This window comes from Alkalihalobacillus sp. TS-13, assembly GCF_019720915.1.
Classification (GTDB): Bacteria; Bacillota; Bacilli; order Bacillales; family Fictibacillaceae; genus Pseudalkalibacillus.
This window is the reverse complement of sequence record NZ_JAHKSI010000001.1, coordinates 222,051-240,056: the sequence shown is the minus strand read 5'-3', so window position 1 is coordinate 240,056 and position 18,006 is coordinate 222,051. Positions and strand designations below refer to the sequence as shown.

General features: G+C 45.4%; 14 protein-coding genes and 1 pseudogene. All 15 read right to left on the bottom strand.

Annotated features, from left to right (window positions below; genetic code table 11):
- Window positions 1-137: 137 nt before the first annotated feature.
- Window positions 138-1,208, bottom strand: coding sequence for an NAD(P)H-dependent flavin oxidoreductase (locus KOL94_RS01130; RefSeq protein WP_221563342.1), 1,071 nt, complete (start codon window positions 1,206-1,208; stop codon window positions 138-140).
- Between the two features lie 34 nt (window positions 1,209-1,242).
- Window positions 1,243-2,712: a hypothetical protein gene (locus KOL94_RS01125; protein ID WP_221563340.1), complete on the bottom strand. Its 1,470-nt coding sequence runs from the start codon at window positions 2,710-2,712 to the stop codon at window positions 1,243-1,245.
- 134 nt (window positions 2,713-2,846) lie between these two features.
- Window positions 2,847-3,242 carry a hypothetical protein gene (locus KOL94_RS01120; RefSeq protein WP_221563338.1) on the bottom strand — a complete coding sequence of 132 codons (396 nt, stop codon included), beginning with the start codon at window positions 3,240-3,242 and terminating at the stop codon, window positions 2,847-2,849.
- 647 nt (window positions 3,243-3,889) lie between these two features.
- Window positions 3,890-4,942 (bottom strand): ATP synthase beta subunit C-terminal domain-containing protein, encoded by a 1,053-nt coding sequence (locus KOL94_RS01115; protein WP_221563336.1) that lies wholly within the window; start codon window positions 4,940-4,942, stop codon window positions 3,890-3,892.
- A 280-nt stretch (window positions 4,943-5,222) separates the two neighbouring features.
- The gene (locus KOL94_RS01110; RefSeq protein ID WP_221563334.1) at window positions 5,223-5,768 is read right to left on the bottom strand and encodes a DUF3231 family protein; all 546 of its coding nucleotides are present in this window, start codon (window positions 5,766-5,768) and stop codon (window positions 5,223-5,225) included.
- 55 nt (window positions 5,769-5,823) lie between these two features.
- Window positions 5,824-6,519: pseudogene (locus KOL94_RS01105) on the bottom strand (nucleoside hydrolase); the annotation flags it as partial.
- A 380-nt stretch (window positions 6,520-6,899) separates the two neighbouring features.
- Window positions 6,900-7,883 (bottom strand): ornithine carbamoyltransferase, encoded by a 984-nt coding sequence (gene argF, locus KOL94_RS01100; protein WP_260412157.1) that lies wholly within the window; start codon window positions 7,881-7,883, stop codon window positions 6,900-6,902.
- A 439-nt stretch (window positions 7,884-8,322) separates the two neighbouring features.
- Window positions 8,323-10,800, bottom strand: coding sequence for a S8 family serine peptidase (locus KOL94_RS01095; RefSeq protein WP_221563330.1), 2,478 nt, complete (start codon window positions 10,798-10,800; stop codon window positions 8,323-8,325).
- A 504-nt stretch (window positions 10,801-11,304) separates the two neighbouring features.
- Entirely contained in the window at window positions 11,305-11,697 is a 393-nt protein-coding gene (locus tag KOL94_RS01090) for a DUF1697 domain-containing protein (RefSeq protein WP_260412156.1), read from the bottom strand.
- Between the two features lie 19 nt (window positions 11,698-11,716).
- Entirely contained in the window at window positions 11,717-12,121 is a 405-nt protein-coding gene (locus KOL94_RS01085) for a bleomycin resistance protein (RefSeq protein ID WP_221563328.1), read from the bottom strand.
- A gap of 500 nt (window positions 12,122-12,621) precedes the next feature.
- Entirely contained in the window at window positions 12,622-13,809 is a 1,188-nt protein-coding gene (locus KOL94_RS01080; RefSeq protein ID WP_221563326.1) for an acetylornithine transaminase, read from the bottom strand.
- Window positions 13,799-14,605 (bottom strand): acetylglutamate kinase, encoded by an 807-nt coding sequence (gene argB / locus KOL94_RS01075; protein ID WP_221563324.1) that lies wholly within the window; start codon window positions 14,603-14,605, stop codon window positions 13,799-13,801. The genes KOL94_RS01080 and argB overlap by 11 nt, the downstream gene beginning before the upstream one ends.
- 11 nt (window positions 14,606-14,616) lie before the next feature.
- Complete coding sequence (argJ, locus tag KOL94_RS01070) at window positions 14,617-15,843, bottom strand: bifunctional ornithine acetyltransferase/N-acetylglutamate synthase (protein ID WP_221563322.1); 1,227 nt, start codon at window positions 15,841-15,843, stop codon at window positions 14,617-14,619.
- An 18-nt stretch (window positions 15,844-15,861) separates the two neighbouring features.
- Window positions 15,862-16,899, bottom strand: coding sequence for an N-acetyl-gamma-glutamyl-phosphate reductase (gene argC / locus KOL94_RS01065; RefSeq protein WP_221563320.1), 1,038 nt, complete (start codon window positions 16,897-16,899; stop codon window positions 15,862-15,864).
- Window positions 16,900-17,337: 438 nt separating this feature from the next.
- Window positions 17,338-17,871, bottom strand: coding sequence for a YhcN/YlaJ family sporulation lipoprotein (locus KOL94_RS01060; RefSeq protein WP_221563318.1), 534 nt, complete (start codon window positions 17,869-17,871; stop codon window positions 17,338-17,340).
- Window positions 17,872-18,006 lie beyond the last annotated feature (135 nt).

Below are 18,006 nucleotides of genomic sequence, written 5' to 3'. Positions count from 1 at the left end.
TCCGCAGTCCTATATTGCTCACTAAATCCCCACCCTTTAGTTCACTTTATCTCATTTCACCGAACATTTATTCGTATCTCAATAGAAACTTTGATATAAATAACGCCTGTTTTCTAGAGGATGTTTTTGATTGTGTCTTAGAGAATTCCACTCGTTTTCTCCGCTTCAGTTATGATTTTTTTGATGATTTCTTCAGCCGTCTGACCGTCTTTGATGAGTCGATTCCCCTGCCCTGACCAAAGGGACATATACTCAGGTTTCCCCTGTTGCTTGGCTGCCGCCCGGATTTCTTTTGTGAGGAGGTTCTGGATCGGATAGCTGAGGGGTTCAATTCTGTTGCTTTGCAAAAAGTCTACAAACCGGTTCCGTATGGCGCGAGCAGGTCTTCCGGAAAAAGCAGTCGTCAGTTCTGTACTTTCTTCGTCGGATTCGTGCAAAGCTTTTTTATAGACAGGATCGGTTCCGCTCTCCACCGCATTCAAAAACCGGGTACCGAGCTGAATCCCTTCAGCTCCTAAAGCACGTGCTGCCACAAGCCCTCTCCCGTCCATGATACCGCCTGCCGCGATGACCGGAATCGAGACATGATCGACGACCTGAGGGATGAGCGCAAACGTTCCGATCGCTGCACCCCTCCCATTTTTCACCTCAAACGTACCGCGATGGCCACCAGCCTCCCCACCTTGAGCCACAACTGCATCAACACCCGCCTTCTCTGCCTGGACCGCTTCTTTCACAGTCGTCACCATCGTCATCAGCTTGATTCCATGGTGATGAGCACGCTTGACCTGATCGTCCGTCGGTACTCCGAACGTGGTCGAAATGACGGGCACCCTCTCTTCTATCAAAATATCAAACTGTTCTTCATAATTATCGGTGACCACGAGCTTCTGGGTAGAAGGGGTGATGTCCAGTTCTTCATAGATTGGAAGAAGCCGCTGCTGGACAGAAGCTGTGCGCTGATCTTCTTGCTGCATATCTACCTTGAAGAGATTGACTGCAAAAGGACAATCCGTACATGAGCGGATTTCCCTGATTGCGTTCCGGGTTACTTCTGGCGTCAAATAACCTGCGCCGAGTGTTCCAAGACCACCAGCCTCTGAGACCGCTGCTACAAGCTCAGGTGTTGTAATTCCTCCAGCCATACCAGCCTGGACAATCGGATAATCAATCTCAAAAAGCGAACAAATTTCAGTTTGTAAATTCATCTGAATCACTCTCCATCTATTTTATTCCGTATTCTCAAATCAAACCGATTTCATGCAATATGACCATGTACGTAAGCAAAAGTCCCAGTGACAGGACACTATATCCAAGATTCCATCTTAATGAGATATTGATAACCTTCTCTTTCATTTCGTGAGCTAAAAGATGGCTGACACCTGTCATAGGTGAGATTGATGTAGCGATCCCCCAGGCACCAAGTAACAGCACAGCAAAATACATCGTTGAGAGATGGATGGCTGATGGCTCGAGACTTGTAACATAGACAGTGATGAGCATGATTGGATGGAACCCGATCAGGCTGGCAAAAATGATGGTCAGAATGAGGAACAGCGAAACACTCACATAGCCGCCGTACATATGATTCAATACATCAGCAATCCAATCACCGAAACCGGTTTGAGCAACAGCCCCGCTGAACAGACCTGCCACCAGGAATAAAAGTACTTCTTTTTTCAAAAGCGGTACAGTGACGGTAGCATAACGGATCGCTTCCAGGACAAACCGTCTGAATCGTTTTTTAACTGTGAGCCAAAACATCGGAAAAAGAAACGATAGGAAAATGACGAGCGTGACCATCGACAAGGTGGTTACCTTCTCCAGTACAAGCAACGACACAATGATCAATACTAGAAAACTAGTTAGTTCGATGAGTTTGCGTTTTTGAAGAGGTGCTGTTTCTTTCACTTCGTCTCCATCAGTTTCGGTTCCTGCTGCCACTTCTTTTTTATCGGAAGAATTGAAATTATACCGCCACTCGAGAAGGCAGCTTGCCAGGAATGATAGAATGACGAACCCTAATAAAAATGGCACGCTGTTCGCCCATTCGATTTGAAGATAGGTCGTTACAAGTGCCATCGCTGCAAAAAACGGCGACCAGATCAAAGCTGTCGCAAACCCTCGCATCAATGGTGTGGAAAGTCTCCGTGCGGATTTAACATAAGGGTTCACTCCACCCAATTGATAAAAGATCGATACTGATCCAACATTGAGGATGATCGCCATGAAGTGTGTGAAGGACTGTGTCAAGAAAAAGAAAACATTGGGGTTCTGCATAAACCGTATGTAAACCTGTTTGAGAGCTTCCAGGTATTCTTTCGACTTGACCGGAACGCCTAGAAACGGAACACTGATGAACAAGGCCACTAACGTATGGTTAATCGACACACTTTCAATCCATACGTCAAATGTTGCTCCTTCATTCAAAAGGAAAATCACACTCAATACGATAAGGGTGAGGGTCAAATATTTGAAAATCCCTTTCGCAGATGGCAGCAAAAGGGTTACTACACTTAAGAGATATATGCCTGTAAAAAGCTCAAGCCATTCGCTGGAAATGAACTGGCGGGCAATGAACAGACCGATGATCGGCAAGATGAGCACTCCCACCAGAAATGTGCTCTGTCGAGATGTTGTCTCAGTATTACTGCCATCAGACATGATTGATTCCCCTCGATTCAACACTTGTTGTTGTACAAATGATACCATCTGAGGGAGGATATTTCACTCATCCTGATTTCCACCTAACATACTCCAGCCAGGCATTCTTATCATTCTGAAAAACAACATAAAAGACCCATTGGGCTAAACTGCAACTAGCCAGAATCTTTACCAATCCTTTTTTATTCGAGACAGCTCAGAACATTCTCTTGGGATAAGATCCAAATCGCTTTATCTAAATTGGATACCTCTACGTAGAGATTATCATTTTCACCGATGTATATCGCATCAACATCCACTCGACAATATAAAGCCCCATAAATCGTATTGACTTGCCCTGGGATGCCAGAGGCTATATTAAGCACTTGAAGGATTCGTTTGGTTTGGAATCGGACGTCAGAATGCCGTAGTATGCTTTTAGTAACCATTAGATCACGAGTGCTTTCCCCATCTGAACGTCCGACCACGAGTTTCACTAAATTACATTGATGATCCGCTATTTGTTCATACCCGTTAATGTTAATCTTTTCCGTTGCAAGTTCGTTTAAAATCTCACTTAACGTTCGATGATCTGTCATGAATGTAAATTGCGTTCTCTCATTATAAGAAAATGCAGCGTCACGTATTGTCAGCACGTCCTTTCTCAAATTAACAATTCATACTATAGTAAATGCTGAATCGATAGGCTTCGCAATGGACATCCTCCCAGATTGGAAAATTAAGATCCAGTAGAAAATGAAAAGGGCAGACCCCCATTAACTAGTTCTATTTCGGAGTACACTCGTACACTTCATTCATAAAAACGCTAGTGAATTTAACTTTTTAAGTTATACTAAACTCTTGTTTTAATAGGTTCTTCACCGTCTTATTACCTGTCAGTTCTACCTTGATTGTTTCTGATTCACACTTACATGAATTGAAAAGTGAATGAATGGACAACACTGACTAAAAATGATTTTGATGGAAACACACCCTGATGTTTTATTAGAAGATGATTTCTTCGAGTCTGAACAATACCAGCGTTAAACCTGATTGAGAGTTCATACAGCAACTTCATCTCGGTTTTTCGCTGGAATTGTCTTATGAACCTTTCATACGGACACTTCTCCTGTTTTTTTACCCCGGAGTTGTCTTATGAATCCAATATGGAGTAGAGCCCATCTCTTCACTTTTTTTGGAAACAAAAAGAGCACTGAATCTATTAATCCAGCACTCATTCCTGTAATCATAGGGTTCCGATATAATCTAGTTGGTCGATTTCTTTGGAGTCGGCGGATCCGTCTAAAATCTTTTGGACATCAGTGAGGGTGTCCTTCAAATTGACGGTTTCACCTTTCCTCCCAGTGAATTGCTCTGCAACATAAAACGGCTGTGTCAAATACGCCTCGAGCCGTTCGCCTCGTTTGTACGTCAGCTTCTCAGTCTCAGGTACACTTTCAATGCCTCTTACATTGACAACAGCCCGTAATTCACGGTAACGGCGGAGCAATTTTTGTGCACGCTGCTGGATGTTCAAGTGGTTCTGGTCTAGGTGCGCTCCTTCAAGGACAGAAGACGTCGAGTAAATTGGATTGATCGCAGGAAATTTGTGACGAGTAGCAAGATCGATATCGAATTGCCACAGCGTTTCGAGCGGACCGTATGGTAGATCCTCATCCACCGCTTCGCCTTTCAAATCTAGAAGGAACGTCGTTACGTTCTGGACTCCAACATCCTGTAAGCGCTCCTGCAGATCATGGATTTCTCCCGTCAACACATGCGAACGATCTGCAGTGAACATGATTTCCTTCTTATTGCCAAATCCAGCCATCTTTTCATACGCTTCATCCACAGTTTCTGCTACAACCTCGAAGTATTCGAGAATGTCATTGAGCTCTTTGGGGTCACTTTCTGGTTTTAAAAGGACGGTTGCATAGTCTTCTTTCTTCAATCGATGCGTAAGCTCAGCCAAAATGACGAGCTGCCCCATCCCATGGCGTGCGACGAGTCCGATCGTCCCTCCTTTAGCCAATGGTGCGAACAAATCCAACGTTTTGATACCTGTTTCGATCATGTCGATCTTCTCCCCTCTGATAATCAATTCATCAAGACTACATTCAGCCAGTGTTGCCAGTGCGACCAGTGTGCGAACTTCTGACCGGCCCACCGGAATCTTCCCTGTACAAAGGTTTGAGACTGTGGCAGGCCGTAACCCGACGGATTTGGCTGCACTGGTCAAATTAGGAACTCTTTTGCGAAGTAATGCGACGTTTAAGCGGATATTTTCTGGTGTTTCCAAATTTTACACCTCCTGTTACTTTTTATAGTATTCTACCTTACGCTCGAAAGCAACAATAAGTTACGCTAAAACGTAAATATTTTTTCTTCATACAAAAAAGACCCTGATTTGGGGTCTTTTCTTCCATCCACTTATATCCGAACCCGCGTGAACGATGTAGTGTCCGCTTAATTTGTAAACAAGTTCCTATGAACCTGAATAAGTTTTCTATAATAGGAGCCGATAAAAAAATGCCTTTTCCGAGTGATTCTCAATCAAACCGTAGCACTTCACCAATCCCCTAATCTTCCCGTCCTGGAGGAGTAAAATATGGTGGTACCTTGATCCAGCCTCGTTTACGCATCAACATTTTCAGTTTGGATCCGTAGAGCATTTTCTCACTTTGCAGCTCAATCCAAATTTTTTCTAAGTCAGCACGAATGCATTGGCTCATATTTGTTGCACACATCACCACATTGGTACCCACTTTAACACTTAATAAATTGGCAATTTCATTATCTGAAGATTTGGCTCCAAGTGGAATAGAATTCGGATCTGAACTGGGTTTATGTGCATCTGTTCTCGATAATGGAACCCCTTCCTCAAGCATGAATTTTTCAAGTCTATTCATTTGGGATTCTCCGAGATCCTTCCCCTCTTTTACTACAACACTTAATTCATCATCAATCGTCGTGTTCAAACATATTTCCAATGCTGGAATTTCTTCTGCTAATGCAGTGTAATATAACCAACATCCCATGGCTTCACCTATATGTAGCGGCGTTTTCGGTTCATCATCATACGCCTGTTTCATATAATCGACAATCGCTTCGAATATATTGGCCATTCTCATACCTCCTTTCCCCTTAATATATCTATTTAGAAAGGAGGTATACATAAATTTATCCTTGCTTTTGCAACACCGAAACGACATCCTGAATGAAACTGGGGTAATCAACCTCCATAGCGATATTCATAAAATCATTTTTACCAGGATCGATATTCGGGCGATCCCTTAAATCAGCTACGGTGATGCCCCTTCCAAGTGCAGAATCATTGATGACTTGTACATTTCGCTGGATATACCTGTACATCTGCGGATTCGCAATCGCCTGAATGGCGAGCAGATCATGAAGCGGGGCTCCTCTCAACCTCGGCCGCTGTCTTTTATAAAATGTGTAGTAATAATTGAATGTGCTCTTCAGAAAATCCCCGACTGGATCATCTGGTTGAGTGAAGGAGTTGATGATGTCAGGTGTAAAGATTGCTTGATGGGTCACATTCAACGGAAAAAGCTTTATTGACAAAGGACTAGCGTTGTTAAAAACGATACTGACAGACGAAGGATCAGCGAAAAAGTTCGCTTCTGCATAAGGTGTCACATTCCCTGGTACCAAGAAAGCTCCACCCATGATATAAAAATTCTGGACCAAGCTCAATATTTCCGGATGTAGTAGGAATGCAACAGCTAAAGACGTCATTCTGCCGATATTCACAATCGTCACTGGCTCTTTCGATTTGGTCAACAAAATGAAAATGTTGTTGAAGTTATAAAATACCTCAGGCTGTTCTTCAGGCAAGACGGTCCCGAAGCCTTCGACTCCATGGACTTAAGGATAGAAGACCGGTTCATCCCCTAAGTGGAAGCGACCTGATTAGTCACGCAGGTCACTGGAAAGCTGACGAGGAGGCTCGAACCAAACAAAGCCTTGGTTCTGCGTGGGCTCACTCAAAGGGTGTCAATCAATGTGTCGACCGCCGCAGGAAGATTGAAGTGATCCAAGTGACTGGTCGCTGAGCTAGACATCACTTCATTGCATTCCCCCACTTCAGTAAGCCTCGTCGCTCGTTCCTCACTTGCGGGGTCTCGCCTGGCTCGCTTTTCCTGCAGGAGTGTCGCGAATTTGGCTTAAAATCTATAAATAGTCCTTTAAAAAGTGGTGATCCACCAAACGATGGATCACCCACTTCACTGCATTTAGTTCTCACCCATGAGCGCTAACATGATTGCTTTTTGCGCATGGAGGCGGTTTTCCGCTTCATCAAATACAACCGAGTGCTGACCATCAAGAATTTCAGCTGTTACTTCCTCACCGCGGTGTGCGGGCAAGCAGTGCATGAACATGAAGTCGTCCTTCGCTTTTTCACAGAGCTTACTGTTCACCTGATATGGCTTGAAGGCTTCGACTCTTGCGTCAAACTCATCTTCCTCGCCCATGCTCGCCCAAACATCCGTTACGACGACATCCGCGTCCTGGATTGCTTCATCCGGAGAGTTTGTAATCACGACCGAGCTGCCATTCTGTTTTGCCACGAGCTTTGCATGATCGCGAATCATCTGATCGGGCTCGTATCCGAATGGACTTGCGACAGCGATGTCCATCCCTACTTTCGCCGCCCCTTCCAATAGGGAGTGGGTCATATTGTTGTTGCCATCACCGACATAGCACAGCTTCAACCCTTTTAGTTTTCCTTTGTGCTCTAAAATCGTCATCAGATCCGCCATCACCTGTGTCGGATGGTGCAAGTCAGTCAGACCATTGATCACCGGAATATCAGCGTGTGCTGCAAATTCTTCAATTGTTTTATGTGCAAAAGTCCGGATCATGACGGCATCGACATACCGGGATAAAACCTTCGCCGTATCCGCTACGCTCTCTCCACGTCCAAGCTGGGTGTCCTTCGTGTTCAAGTAAATGGGGTTCCCTCCAAGCTGGATGATCCCAACCTCAAACGAAATCCGGGTACGTGTCGACGCTTTATCGAAAATCATCCCCAATACTTTTCCGTTCAAATGCTTATGTGTAACACCGAGTTTCTGTTCCTTCTTCAGCTTTATAGCCTGTTTCAGTAAGTACATGATTTCTGTGGAATGAAAATCAGATATCGTTAGAAAATCCTGACCTGTAAAGTTTGAAGCAGTCAATCCTTTAGTGTGTAGTAGTTCAACGGCTTTAGCCAATTTGCATCTCTCCTCAACTCTTTTTCTCTTGCGAATTATTATACATACTTAATAATATTTATTCAATAGATTTTATAAAAATACTTCAATTACCTTATTTTAGTGTATTTATTATGTATAATGGTGTATATTTTTATATTACAAAAAACAAAACTGACCCAAACATCAATTTCATCAATGTTAAGGCCAGCCTTTTTGCTTTATAAGGATTTTACTGAAATCGTAACGGACATGAGAGCCGTTATTTGTGAACAAAATGCGGTGTCTCAGAATTTACCGGACACCAGGGACGTTATCTTTCAAGAAAAGAGCTGAATTACTAAAATTTTAACGAAATAAGAGCTCTGGTGTCCGCTATTTTTATAAATGAACGACATTTTGAATAATAAGAGCTCTTGTGTCCGTTAACGGTCTTTACAGCAACTCACCCTCAAAGTATTCATGGCATTAGATAGGTTGCATAGTAACGGGAGATGGCAACTGCAAAATCACCTCTTGTGACGGTCTTTTCTGGTTCGAATGTTGCCGTGACGGTCGGCTCGAGATCATACGGTCCTTGCGTCACATCGAAATACGCGTTGATAATGTTCAAATCAAGGGCAAGTTGGACATATCCTTTTAATTCAGCCGGAACTTGACCCCCATCTCCAACTGGAATCCGTTCTTCCTTATACTGTACCGTCAACTGTCCTTCGTTGAGCGATTCCGCTTCATTTTGTAAGCCTAAACTTTGGACGAGTGCATAAGCCAGTTCAGTACGATCAACCGCTTTTTTTGGGGAAAACTTTCCGTCAGCTGTCGGGAGCAATACCCCAGCATCATCTTGAGCTGTATCCTTCAATGCAGCACCATCGGCAGTGACAGCCTCGGTATAAGCAGCATCAGCCGCAGCTACATCGGTAAAACTGGCAACATCAGGAAGGCTTTGGCGTATTCCAGCACCCATCGTCAAGTATTTTGCAAAATCGACGCGGGTTAAGTCGTTATCAGGCTTGTAATCCCCTTTCTTGTTACTGTCGAGGAGTCTCTCACCCACACCGGTCTTGATTGCTTCTTCCGCTGGATGGCCACTGATGTCATTCAACCCTGTGAATCCGTCTGCTTTTTTAAAAGCAAGTTCACCTTCAACCGTTTCTGGGAGTCCGACACTTCCCTGAAGCCCTCGAATTTCAAGCGTCCACGTACCTGGCACCGGTTTTGTCACTTGGACAGTCCGATCGGTATACAAGGTAAAAACCACATAGATTCCTGAAGTGTACTCCGTTCCGTCTGGTGCTGTCAGCACAAGATTGAGAGGGTTGCCTGTTTCACCAAGGATCCCTTTCGCATTGATCCGGGCGACAAGCTCCGTCAGTCCTTCTTCCACTTCAAACTCTACCTTATTCGAATCCGCTGTCACTGGATTGTATTCGACTTCGATCGGCGTTCGTTCGACTTCCATATCGACGTTTGCATTGTACGCTTTGTTGAGGTTCAATGTTTCGCCGTAATTTTTATCATTCAAAATCTTGTCTACTGCCGCGTGTGCATTCGCATAACCTGCACCTACTTCCCATGGTTCATATCCTGGCATATTTGTCGCCGTCTGTTGGATGATCCCCTTCACTTCTTCCGGTGTAAGACTCGGGTCGGCGTCAAGCATCAGCGCGACAATCCCTGCCCCATGCGGCGCTGCCATCGAGGTTCCGCTCATATGTGTGTAGTAAGGAAGGTGTGCTGGCTCGATGTTTTCCGCATCTTGTTCGGCACTTAATGCCGTCAGTGGAGCGATTGTTTTTGTCGAGATGATGTCTTTTCCAGGAGTGGTGATCGTCGGTCGGTCTTCCCAGGTGAACTCCTCGCCATCCACTGTCACTGTACCGCCTTTTCCTTTAACACCACGTGATGAGAAGTCTGCGATATTTCCTTGTTTGTCACCTGCCGCAACAGTAATGACCCAGGGGGCTTTTTTATAATTACCGGAGATCGTTGATTCGCCTGGTCCAGAGTTCCCAGCTGAAAATACAGTGACAATATTGCGGTCGTACAGTTTTTTTGTGGCGATGTTGATCGGGTCTTCTGGATCGAAATCAGTTCCTGCATCACTCGTCGAACCCCAAGAGTTCGTAATAACCCTGATGTTGTATTCCGCTTGATGGGTCAACGCATAATCGAAGCCACCAATCGTATCAAGAATTGCAAGTCCCGCACCAGATCCGTATCCGATCAGGTCGGCACCAGGCGCAACACCTTCATATTTTCCGCTCGACATGGCGCCGTTTCCACCGACGATGCCAGCCACATGAGTCCCATGCCCTGAATCGCTGTCCGTATTCGGTACATCCTCTACATATGTGATTGGGAGAAGATCACTCAAAGCATTCAAATTGGTCGCACCTTGCACATTTTGGACGAGATGATCACCAAACTTGATATCGTTATGCATTCCATCGACTCCGCTGTCATTGACGACAACCCCGACACCTTTTCCTGAAACTGGGAGCCCATCGTTTTTCGCGGTCAGATCTGCGTCATTACGAAGCTTATCCACTCCCGTCAAGTCCGTCGATTCTTCGTTTTCATATTCCAGTTTTTCATTCAAGTATAGTGAGCGGACGTCTTCCAGTTGTGCAAGAGATTGAATCTGGGCCGGTGTCGCTAATACACCTGCCATCGGGAGTTCATTGAACGTAACCCCCTTCGTAATCCCCTTGTCTTTTAAAAGTTGGATATGTTCATTGGTCGGTCCATTATCTGTATGGAAAGTCACAATCACTTCTAGTGGATCTGAAGTGGCATCCATCGCATTTTGTAACTTGCTGTTGATGATTGTGGTATTGCCTGTCTCCGCTTTTGCCGTCTCCATGACTGGGGACAGTGTTGCGAACCATGTTGAAAAAAGGAGCATCAAACACATTAAAAAGGTAAACTGTCTCATCTCTCGCCCTCCGTTTTGCTAATTTTTTTAATACTTCAATTATTTCACGAAACTGGCAAAATCCGCTATTATCCAGAGGGCGTAACCGCTAAGAACCAAAGGTCTATTTCGACTAACCGGAAAGTCTTAGGGACCTAAGTCCGGTAGTATAAAGTTACTATGAAAATTTTGATAGGAGCACAAATTAAGAGCCTTGTGTACGTATATTTTTGTATTTTGCATTTATACGGTCTCACATAATGTTTCAATGAGTACCTCAAACTGTTTTTTCGCTCTTAAAGGGCTAAGCCCACGTCAACAGTTTCACTCAATAGAAAAAGCAGACCCCCATCGGACTGCTTTCATCATCATTTTATTCAACTATTGCTTTACTCATATCTCCGATTTTGATCACGGAGTTCCAATTACGTGTTGTCGCATTTACCCCCAGCTTTTTCTCGATAAATGCATTTGAGAAGAGGGTTTTGTGGTACCCGTTTCGACAGAGGGTGTAGACTGTAACACCTAAAATTCGGATCTCATCCACATCACTTTACACGTCATGAGCTCTTCCACCACCTCAGGCGTCGGCTCTTTTGCCAAAAAGCTCACATGCAACTTTTCATTCTCATCTAATGCCTCAACATCATACGGATTTTGTTCGATCGCTTTCTCCCACTCTTCCTGTGTTTTGATGAGAACTGGCACCTCGAATCCTAATTCTTCTTTTAACCTACGTTCAATCTGCCCACCAAGCCCTTCTGTCTCATCTGCTTCAAACATCACATTCCCGCTTTGGATATAGGTTTTCACATTTCGGAACCCGAGTGACGCAAAGATTTCCTTCAACTGATCCATCTTTACTCTTTTCTTTCCACCAACATTTATTCCGCGCAACAGCGCAATGTGAACAGTCATTCTCTTACTCCTTTCAACATCAACGCACCAATCGCTCATAAAATGTGATCAGATTGTTGTCCGGATCCACAACGGCAAATTCCCGGACTCCCCATGGGCGGTTTCCGAGAGGTGCATTCGGATGCAAAATCTCAAGTTCCGCCAGGCGTCCGTGAAGTTCATCAACACCATCCATACCGATCCGACAGCTTGCTGTCCCGGCAATGAACGACTCAGCACCTGAAATGACGGGAGCTGGCCTGTCCACCATCCGCCACCGTTCATCATTCGCAAGCCAGAGGTGGATCTCGATCTCATCCCAGGTTAGTACCGCAAAACCATCCTCTTCATGAACAAGCGCAAACCCTAATGTGTCTCGATAAAACGCAATACTGCTCTTAAGATCCTTTACAGGCAAAGCAGGAATGGCTTCGAGCATCTTCATTTCGTAAACTCCTCCTAATTCTTTATAACTAAACAATTCTGGTTGAAATGGATATGTCCTTTTAAAAAATGAAGAAATGTTCACCAAGGCCTTGACCACCCACAAATAAGTTTAAATCTATCAAATTTATTTCTATTAATCTAGCAAACGCACAATCACATTCTATCAAACTACGTATGATAGAGTATGAAAAGGGATCCTCCCCCTTTTCAAACGACTTTTTACGTCGAATAAAAGCAAAGCCTCCTCTCCTTTACCAGGTTGATGCGGACCGCCATGCATCAGCCATTAAATAGAAACACCCCGAATGCGATGAGTACTCGGGGTGTTTCTATCGTTATTCACGATGAGTTTACGGTCACTAAAACTAGATTATCAGGCTAGACTAGTCGTATGGAGCTTTCATACGGACATTGGAACCCGATTCTACTCCCGGACTTGTCGTATGATGATTCCATATGATAAAACTCATTGAAAATGAGTTTATCCTTATTGATTTTTCAAGCTTCTGTAAAGACTTCCTTCAAAACAGCGACGAACATATCGATTTCTTCCTTTGAAGTGGTGAGTGGTGGCAGGATCCTCACTACATTCGGTCCCGCTACCAAAATCAGCACGCCTTTCGCTCGCGCTTTTTCCACGACAGAGATCGCCTTGCCGTTTATCTCGATCCCGAGCAGCAATCCTTTTCCACGCACTTCTTTTATATCCGCAAACTCGACCTTCATTTGCTCCATCTGATTTTTCAAATAGTGACCGAGGATGAATGTTTCGTTGATGACATCGCTTGAAACGAGATGGTTGACTGTCGCAAAGGCCGCCGAGGACACCAACGGATTCCCTCCGAACGTACTCCCGTGCGTTCCCGGTCCGAAGGCTTCCCCCACTTTTCCTTTCGCAATCACCGCACCGATCGGAAAGCCCGAACCGAGTCCCTTGGCAACCGTAATCACATCTGGATCGATGCCGTATTGCTCATAAGCAAACAGGGTTCCGGTCCGGCCCATTCCCGTCTGAATTTCATCGACCATCAACAGGATTCCGTTCGCTTTACAAATGTCCTCAAGCTGCTGCATCCAATCCGCGTCCGCCGGAATCACGCCCCCTTCGCCCTGGACAAGTTCGACCAGCACCGCACACGTTTTATCGGATGGAAGCTGTTGCAACGCCTCGACATCATTAAAAGGTAGATGCCGGAACCCCTGAAGCAACGGGGCAAAACCATCCTGGATCTTCGCCTGACCGGTGGCAGAAAGCGTCGCCATTGTCCGCCCGTGGAATGATTGGTTGAAGGTCACAATCTCGCAAGCCTCCTCTTCACCTTTCACCCCACGCGCATACTTCCGTGCCAGTTTGATCGCAGCCTCATTCGCCTCAGCCCCGCTATTACAGAAGAAGACCTGATCACCGCAGCTATGTTTCACCAACAGCTCGGCGACCGCCTCCTGTTCTGGGATATGATATAGGTTCGAACAGTGCCAGAGCTTCTCCAATTGCAATTCCACCCGTTTCTTGACAACATCGGGAACGTGACCCAGGTTGCATGTGGCGATGCCTGAGGTGAAATCGAGATACTTGTTCCCTTCCTGGTCCCAGACGTAGCTTCCTTTCCCTTTTTCAAGTGTAATCGGAAACCGGTTGTATGTTTTCATGAGAGGCGAGATTTCTGTGAGTAGTTCAGTGGACATGTGCGACCTCCTCAGCTAGTGTGATTTTCGTACCAATTTCTTTCCCTGTAGAAAAATCGATCAGTGCATCTACGGCCATCCCGTTTATGATCGACACCTCAGGCACCCCGTGCTCAAGCGCATCGATCGCCGATTTCACTTTCGGGATCATCCCGCCAGTAATCACTTCGGACTTCATCAGCTGTAAAATATCATCCTTCGTCACGGAATGGAGTACCTGCTTTTCGTCTGCTTCCTCTACATATATTCCTGGTATATCGCTGATCAGACAAAGCTTCGCACCAAGCGCTTTCGCCACTTCCGCAGCAGCGATGTCGCCATTGATGTTGTACCGCTGTCCCCGTTCATCAATCCCGAGCGGTGAAATGACAGGGATATACCCGTGGTCACCGAGCTGCGAAATCAGCTTCGTTTCAACGTGAAAGATTTTTCCGACGTAGCCGAGGTCCACAGCACTTTCCAGCTTTTTCGCTTTCAAAAGACCGCCATCGATCCCGCTCAAGCCGTAAGCGGCACCACCGGCTTCAACCAGGTGTCGGACAATCTGTTTATTGACTGATCCGCTCAGCACCATTTCGACGACATCGAGCACTTCTTCAGTCGTCACGCGCAGTCCGTTGACAAAGGTTGTTTCCGTGCCCATCTTTTTCAAAAGCGAAGAAATGAGCGGGCCGCCGCCATGGACGATGACCGGCTTCACATCAAGCTCCTTCTGCAAATGGACGATATTTTCATAAAACGATTCGGGTAACGCTTCCAAAACACTTCCGCCACACTTGATGACAAGATAGTTCATCAGCTTCCTCCTTATGTTCGATACGATGCATTGATTTTCACGTAATCATAGGACAGATCACAGCCCCAGGCTGTCGCTTCATGATCACCTTGATTCAGCTCCACATAAATATTCACATTTTCCTGTTTCAAATAGTTCGATGCTTCCTCTTCGCTGAAAGGGCATGGCAGACCATTGATGACGACTGGAATATTACCTAGGGAAACACTGACCTTTTCCGGTTCGACCTTCTCCCCGCTATAACCAATCGCACAAACGATTCTTCCCCAGTTCGGATCCGTCCCGTAAATCGCCGTCTTCACGAGGTTGGAGGAGATGACCGCCTTTCCGACGGCGCGTGCAGCAGTTCCGCTTGTCGCCCCTTTCACGTGGACCTCGATCAGTTTCGTTGCTCCTTCTCCATCACGTGCAATCTTTTGCGCAAGTGACGCACAGACTGTCTTCAATCCTTGTAAAAATACGTCCCAATCCGGGTGGTCCTCGGTGAGCGGTTCATTGCCTGCCTTTCCGTTTGCCAGCGTGAGCACCATGTCGTTCGTACTCGTATCGCCATCGACCGTGATCATGTTGAACGTCTCGTCCGTCACCTGTCGTAATCCTGCCTGCAGACTCTCATGCGCGATGTTGACGTCGGTGGTGATGAAACCAAGCATCGTTGCCATGTTCGGGTGGATCATCCCAGAGCCTTTCGCAGCTCCACCGATACTCACTAGTTTTCCGTCGATCTCGAACTGGACCGCATGGTGTTTGACCGTCGTATCGGTTGTGAGGATCGCCTCCTCGAAGTTCACGGCACCTTCGTGTTTTTCCGCAAGGATTTTTTTCACGCCGGACTTGATCTTCTCCATCGGCAAATGGACACCAATCACACCCGTCGACGTAACGGCGACATGATGCTTCGCTATACCGAGTTCCTCCGCGAACACTTGCTGCATTTGGTAAGCATCCGCTAATCCTTGAGTACCAGTACATGCATTCGCAACCGCCGAGTTCACAAGTATCGCCTGGATTTTCTCCTCGACCGCGATGCTTTCCTGCGTCACTTTTAACGGAGGAGCTTGAAATTGGTTCGTCGTGTAGACACCTGCAGTCACAGCCGGAACTTCTGATAAAACATACCCGAGATCAAGACGCGTCTTCCGGAGTCCGCAATGAATCCCGCCAGCTTTGAATCCTAGCGGCGTGGTGACACCCCCATCTTTTACACCGACGATTTCGTTCGTTTTCACTGCTTGCATCATCGTTCCTCCTCTCCTTTATGGATAAATCGGCACATTGGTGAGCCCTGTCTGTTCATCCCATCCTTGCATCAGATTCATATTCTGGATCGCTTGACCTGCCGCACCTTTGACGAGGTTGTCGATTACAGAAACGATCGTCACCCTGCCAGTCCGGTCATCCACTTTAAAACCGATGTCGCAATAGTTGCTTCCGTACACCTCTTTGGTTGCAGGGATGATCCCCTCAGGACGGATCCGAACAAAAGGATGGTCCTTGTAAAATGATTTGTATAACGAGATGAGTTCTTCTGTCGTTTTTCCTGTTGTCAAATTCGAATAGATCGTACACATGATGCCTCTTGTCATCGGCACAAGATGAGGAGTGAATGAAACCTGAAGATCGTCGCCGCTTTCCTTGACGAGGACCTGTTCAATTTCCGGGATGTGCTGATGCGCGGCCACTTTGTATGCCCGGAAGTTTTCGTTCGTTTCCGAGAAATGTGCGGTCAGTGATTGGCTTCTCCCTGCTCCTGAGAGTCCAGACTTCGCGTCGATGATGATCGATTGCGGCTCAATCAGCTTTTCTTTTAAAACTGGAATGAGCGCAAGCAACGTTGCTGTCGGATAACATCCGGGGTTCGCGATCAGGGTCGCATTTTTCACATCGTCCGGATAAATTTCGCTCAACCCGTAGATTGCTTGATCTGTGTATTGTGGAGGTGGTGCGCTTTTCTTATACCACGTTTCATAGATGTCAGGGGACTTCAACCGAAAGTCACCAGCTAGATCGATGCACTTCACTCCGTGTTCCATGAATTGTGGGATCAGTTCCGAACTGACTCCTGATGGCGTTCCGAAAAATACGAGATCCACTTCTTCACTGACTTTCGCCACGTCCATCGCAGCAAAAGAAGTGTCGATGATGTGTGATAAATGCGGGTAGATCGATTGAAGCTCCTTGCCGCTGTTCGAGTGGGAAACAATAGTGGAAATTTCAACTAGGGGGTGGTTATGAAGCAACCTCACAAGCTCAACTGCCCCATAACCGGTTCCTCCGATAATCGCTGCTTTCAAATGACTCCATCTCCTATCTGCTCTTCTGTCTTCTGTTTCGGATTATTATACATATTTAAGTATTTTTATTCAACATCTTTTATGAAAATTCTTTATTAAAGCGCTTTCATTTTATCCGGGTATACATTTATTAAATAATCATACATTTTATGGGAACGGAGGAATGGTAGGATTGTACGTGTGTGTAAGTAAGTCTGATCGATAATCCAAGAAATTTTAAGGTTAATCCTAGAATTTTTTTGATAATTCCAGAATTCCAACCCAGAATTCCAGAATTTCAGTTTTTCAACATAAAGAAAACTTGGCAATGTCAAGCCTTAGGCGTAGGCTGAGCCTTTAGTTGCACTTATACTGAAAAAAGTATTTATACTTTCTTTAAGTGCAAAAAAACCGATCCAGTAGTCTGGATCGGTTTTTTTGATTTTACTTATGGATGTCTTAGCGGGCGTTAGGAAAAACGCGGCGGATCGTTTCGTTGAATTCATCAAACAAACCTTGCACAGGCTCTCCTCGGCCAAACTTTTCAGCATAATCCTGTGAACGATCAAAGAACTCAGGGTTTGTCGAAACGAAAACATTGTTGATGTCAGGGTCAGTCGATTTGACTTTCTGAGAAATTTCTTGCTCGATTTCCTTCGTCACTTCCCCTTCTGTATTAACGGCAGGAGTGAACTGTGCTGCAACATATGCATTCTCGTTTGTAACGAAAACGTTCGCATCCTCTATTTGTTTCATAGTTTCAATCTTTTCAGCAGCTTTTTCTGCAACTCGGACACGTTCGTTGTTCATGACCCCAGCACGGTCATTGTTATCGATGACCCCGTTGTCACGATCACCGATATTCTCTGTTTCAGCGCCGTTATCACCCATGTTATCGTTGCCACCCATGTTATCGTTGCCACCCATGTTACAAGCTACCAATGTTGTAGCGAAAAGACATGCAACTAACAAGAATTTTACTTTCAAGAACATGTAGATTCCTCCTTAAATTTTGATTCGAGGTTAGTTTGAAAACATTCTTGGAAAATTATGCATGTCTTATTGAATTTTAATTTTGGTAACTAGAACAACCAAAAAAGACTGTCCGACAATATATCGGACAGCTTC

Bases quoted from the DNA above. Each gene is read 5' to 3' on its own strand.
- KOL94_RS01130 (WP_221563342.1), bottom strand. From the start codon at position 1,208: ATGAATTTACAAACTGAAATTTGTTCGCTTTTTGAGATTGATTATCCG.
- KOL94_RS01125 (WP_221563340.1), bottom strand. From the start codon at position 2,712: ATGGTATCATTTGTACAACAACAAGTGTTGAATCGAGGGGAATCAATC.
- KOL94_RS01120 (WP_221563338.1), bottom strand. From the start codon at position 3,242: ATGACAGATCATCGAACGTTAAGTGAGATTTTAAACGAACTTGCAACG.
- KOL94_RS01110 (WP_221563334.1), bottom strand. From the start codon at position 5,768: ATGGCCAATATATTCGAAGCGATTGTCGATTATATGAAACAGGCGTAT.
- KOL94_RS01095 (WP_221563330.1), bottom strand. From the start codon at position 10,800: ATGAGACAGTTTACCTTTTTAATGTGTTTGATGCTCCTTTTTTCAACA.
- KOL94_RS01090 (WP_260412156.1), bottom strand. From the start codon at position 11,697: ATGACTGTTCACATTGCGCTGTTGCGCGGAATAAATGTTGGTGGAAAG.
- KOL94_RS01085 (WP_221563328.1), bottom strand. From the start codon at position 12,121: ATGAAGATGCTCGAAGCCATTCCTGCTTTGCCTGTAAAGGATCTTAAG.
- KOL94_RS01080 (WP_221563326.1), bottom strand. From the start codon at position 13,809: ATGTCCACTGAACTACTCACAGAAATCTCGCCTCTCATGAAAACATAC.
- argB (WP_221563324.1), bottom strand. From the start codon at position 14,605: ATGAACTATCTTGTCATCAAGTGTGGCGGAAGTGTTTTGGAAGCGTTA.
- argJ (WP_221563322.1), bottom strand. From the start codon at position 15,843: ATGCAAGCAGTGAAAACGAACGAAATCGTCGGTGTAAAAGATGGGGGT.
- KOL94_RS01060 (WP_221563318.1), bottom strand. From the start codon at position 17,871: ATGTTCTTGAAAGTAAAATTCTTGTTAGTTGCATGTCTTTTCGCTACA.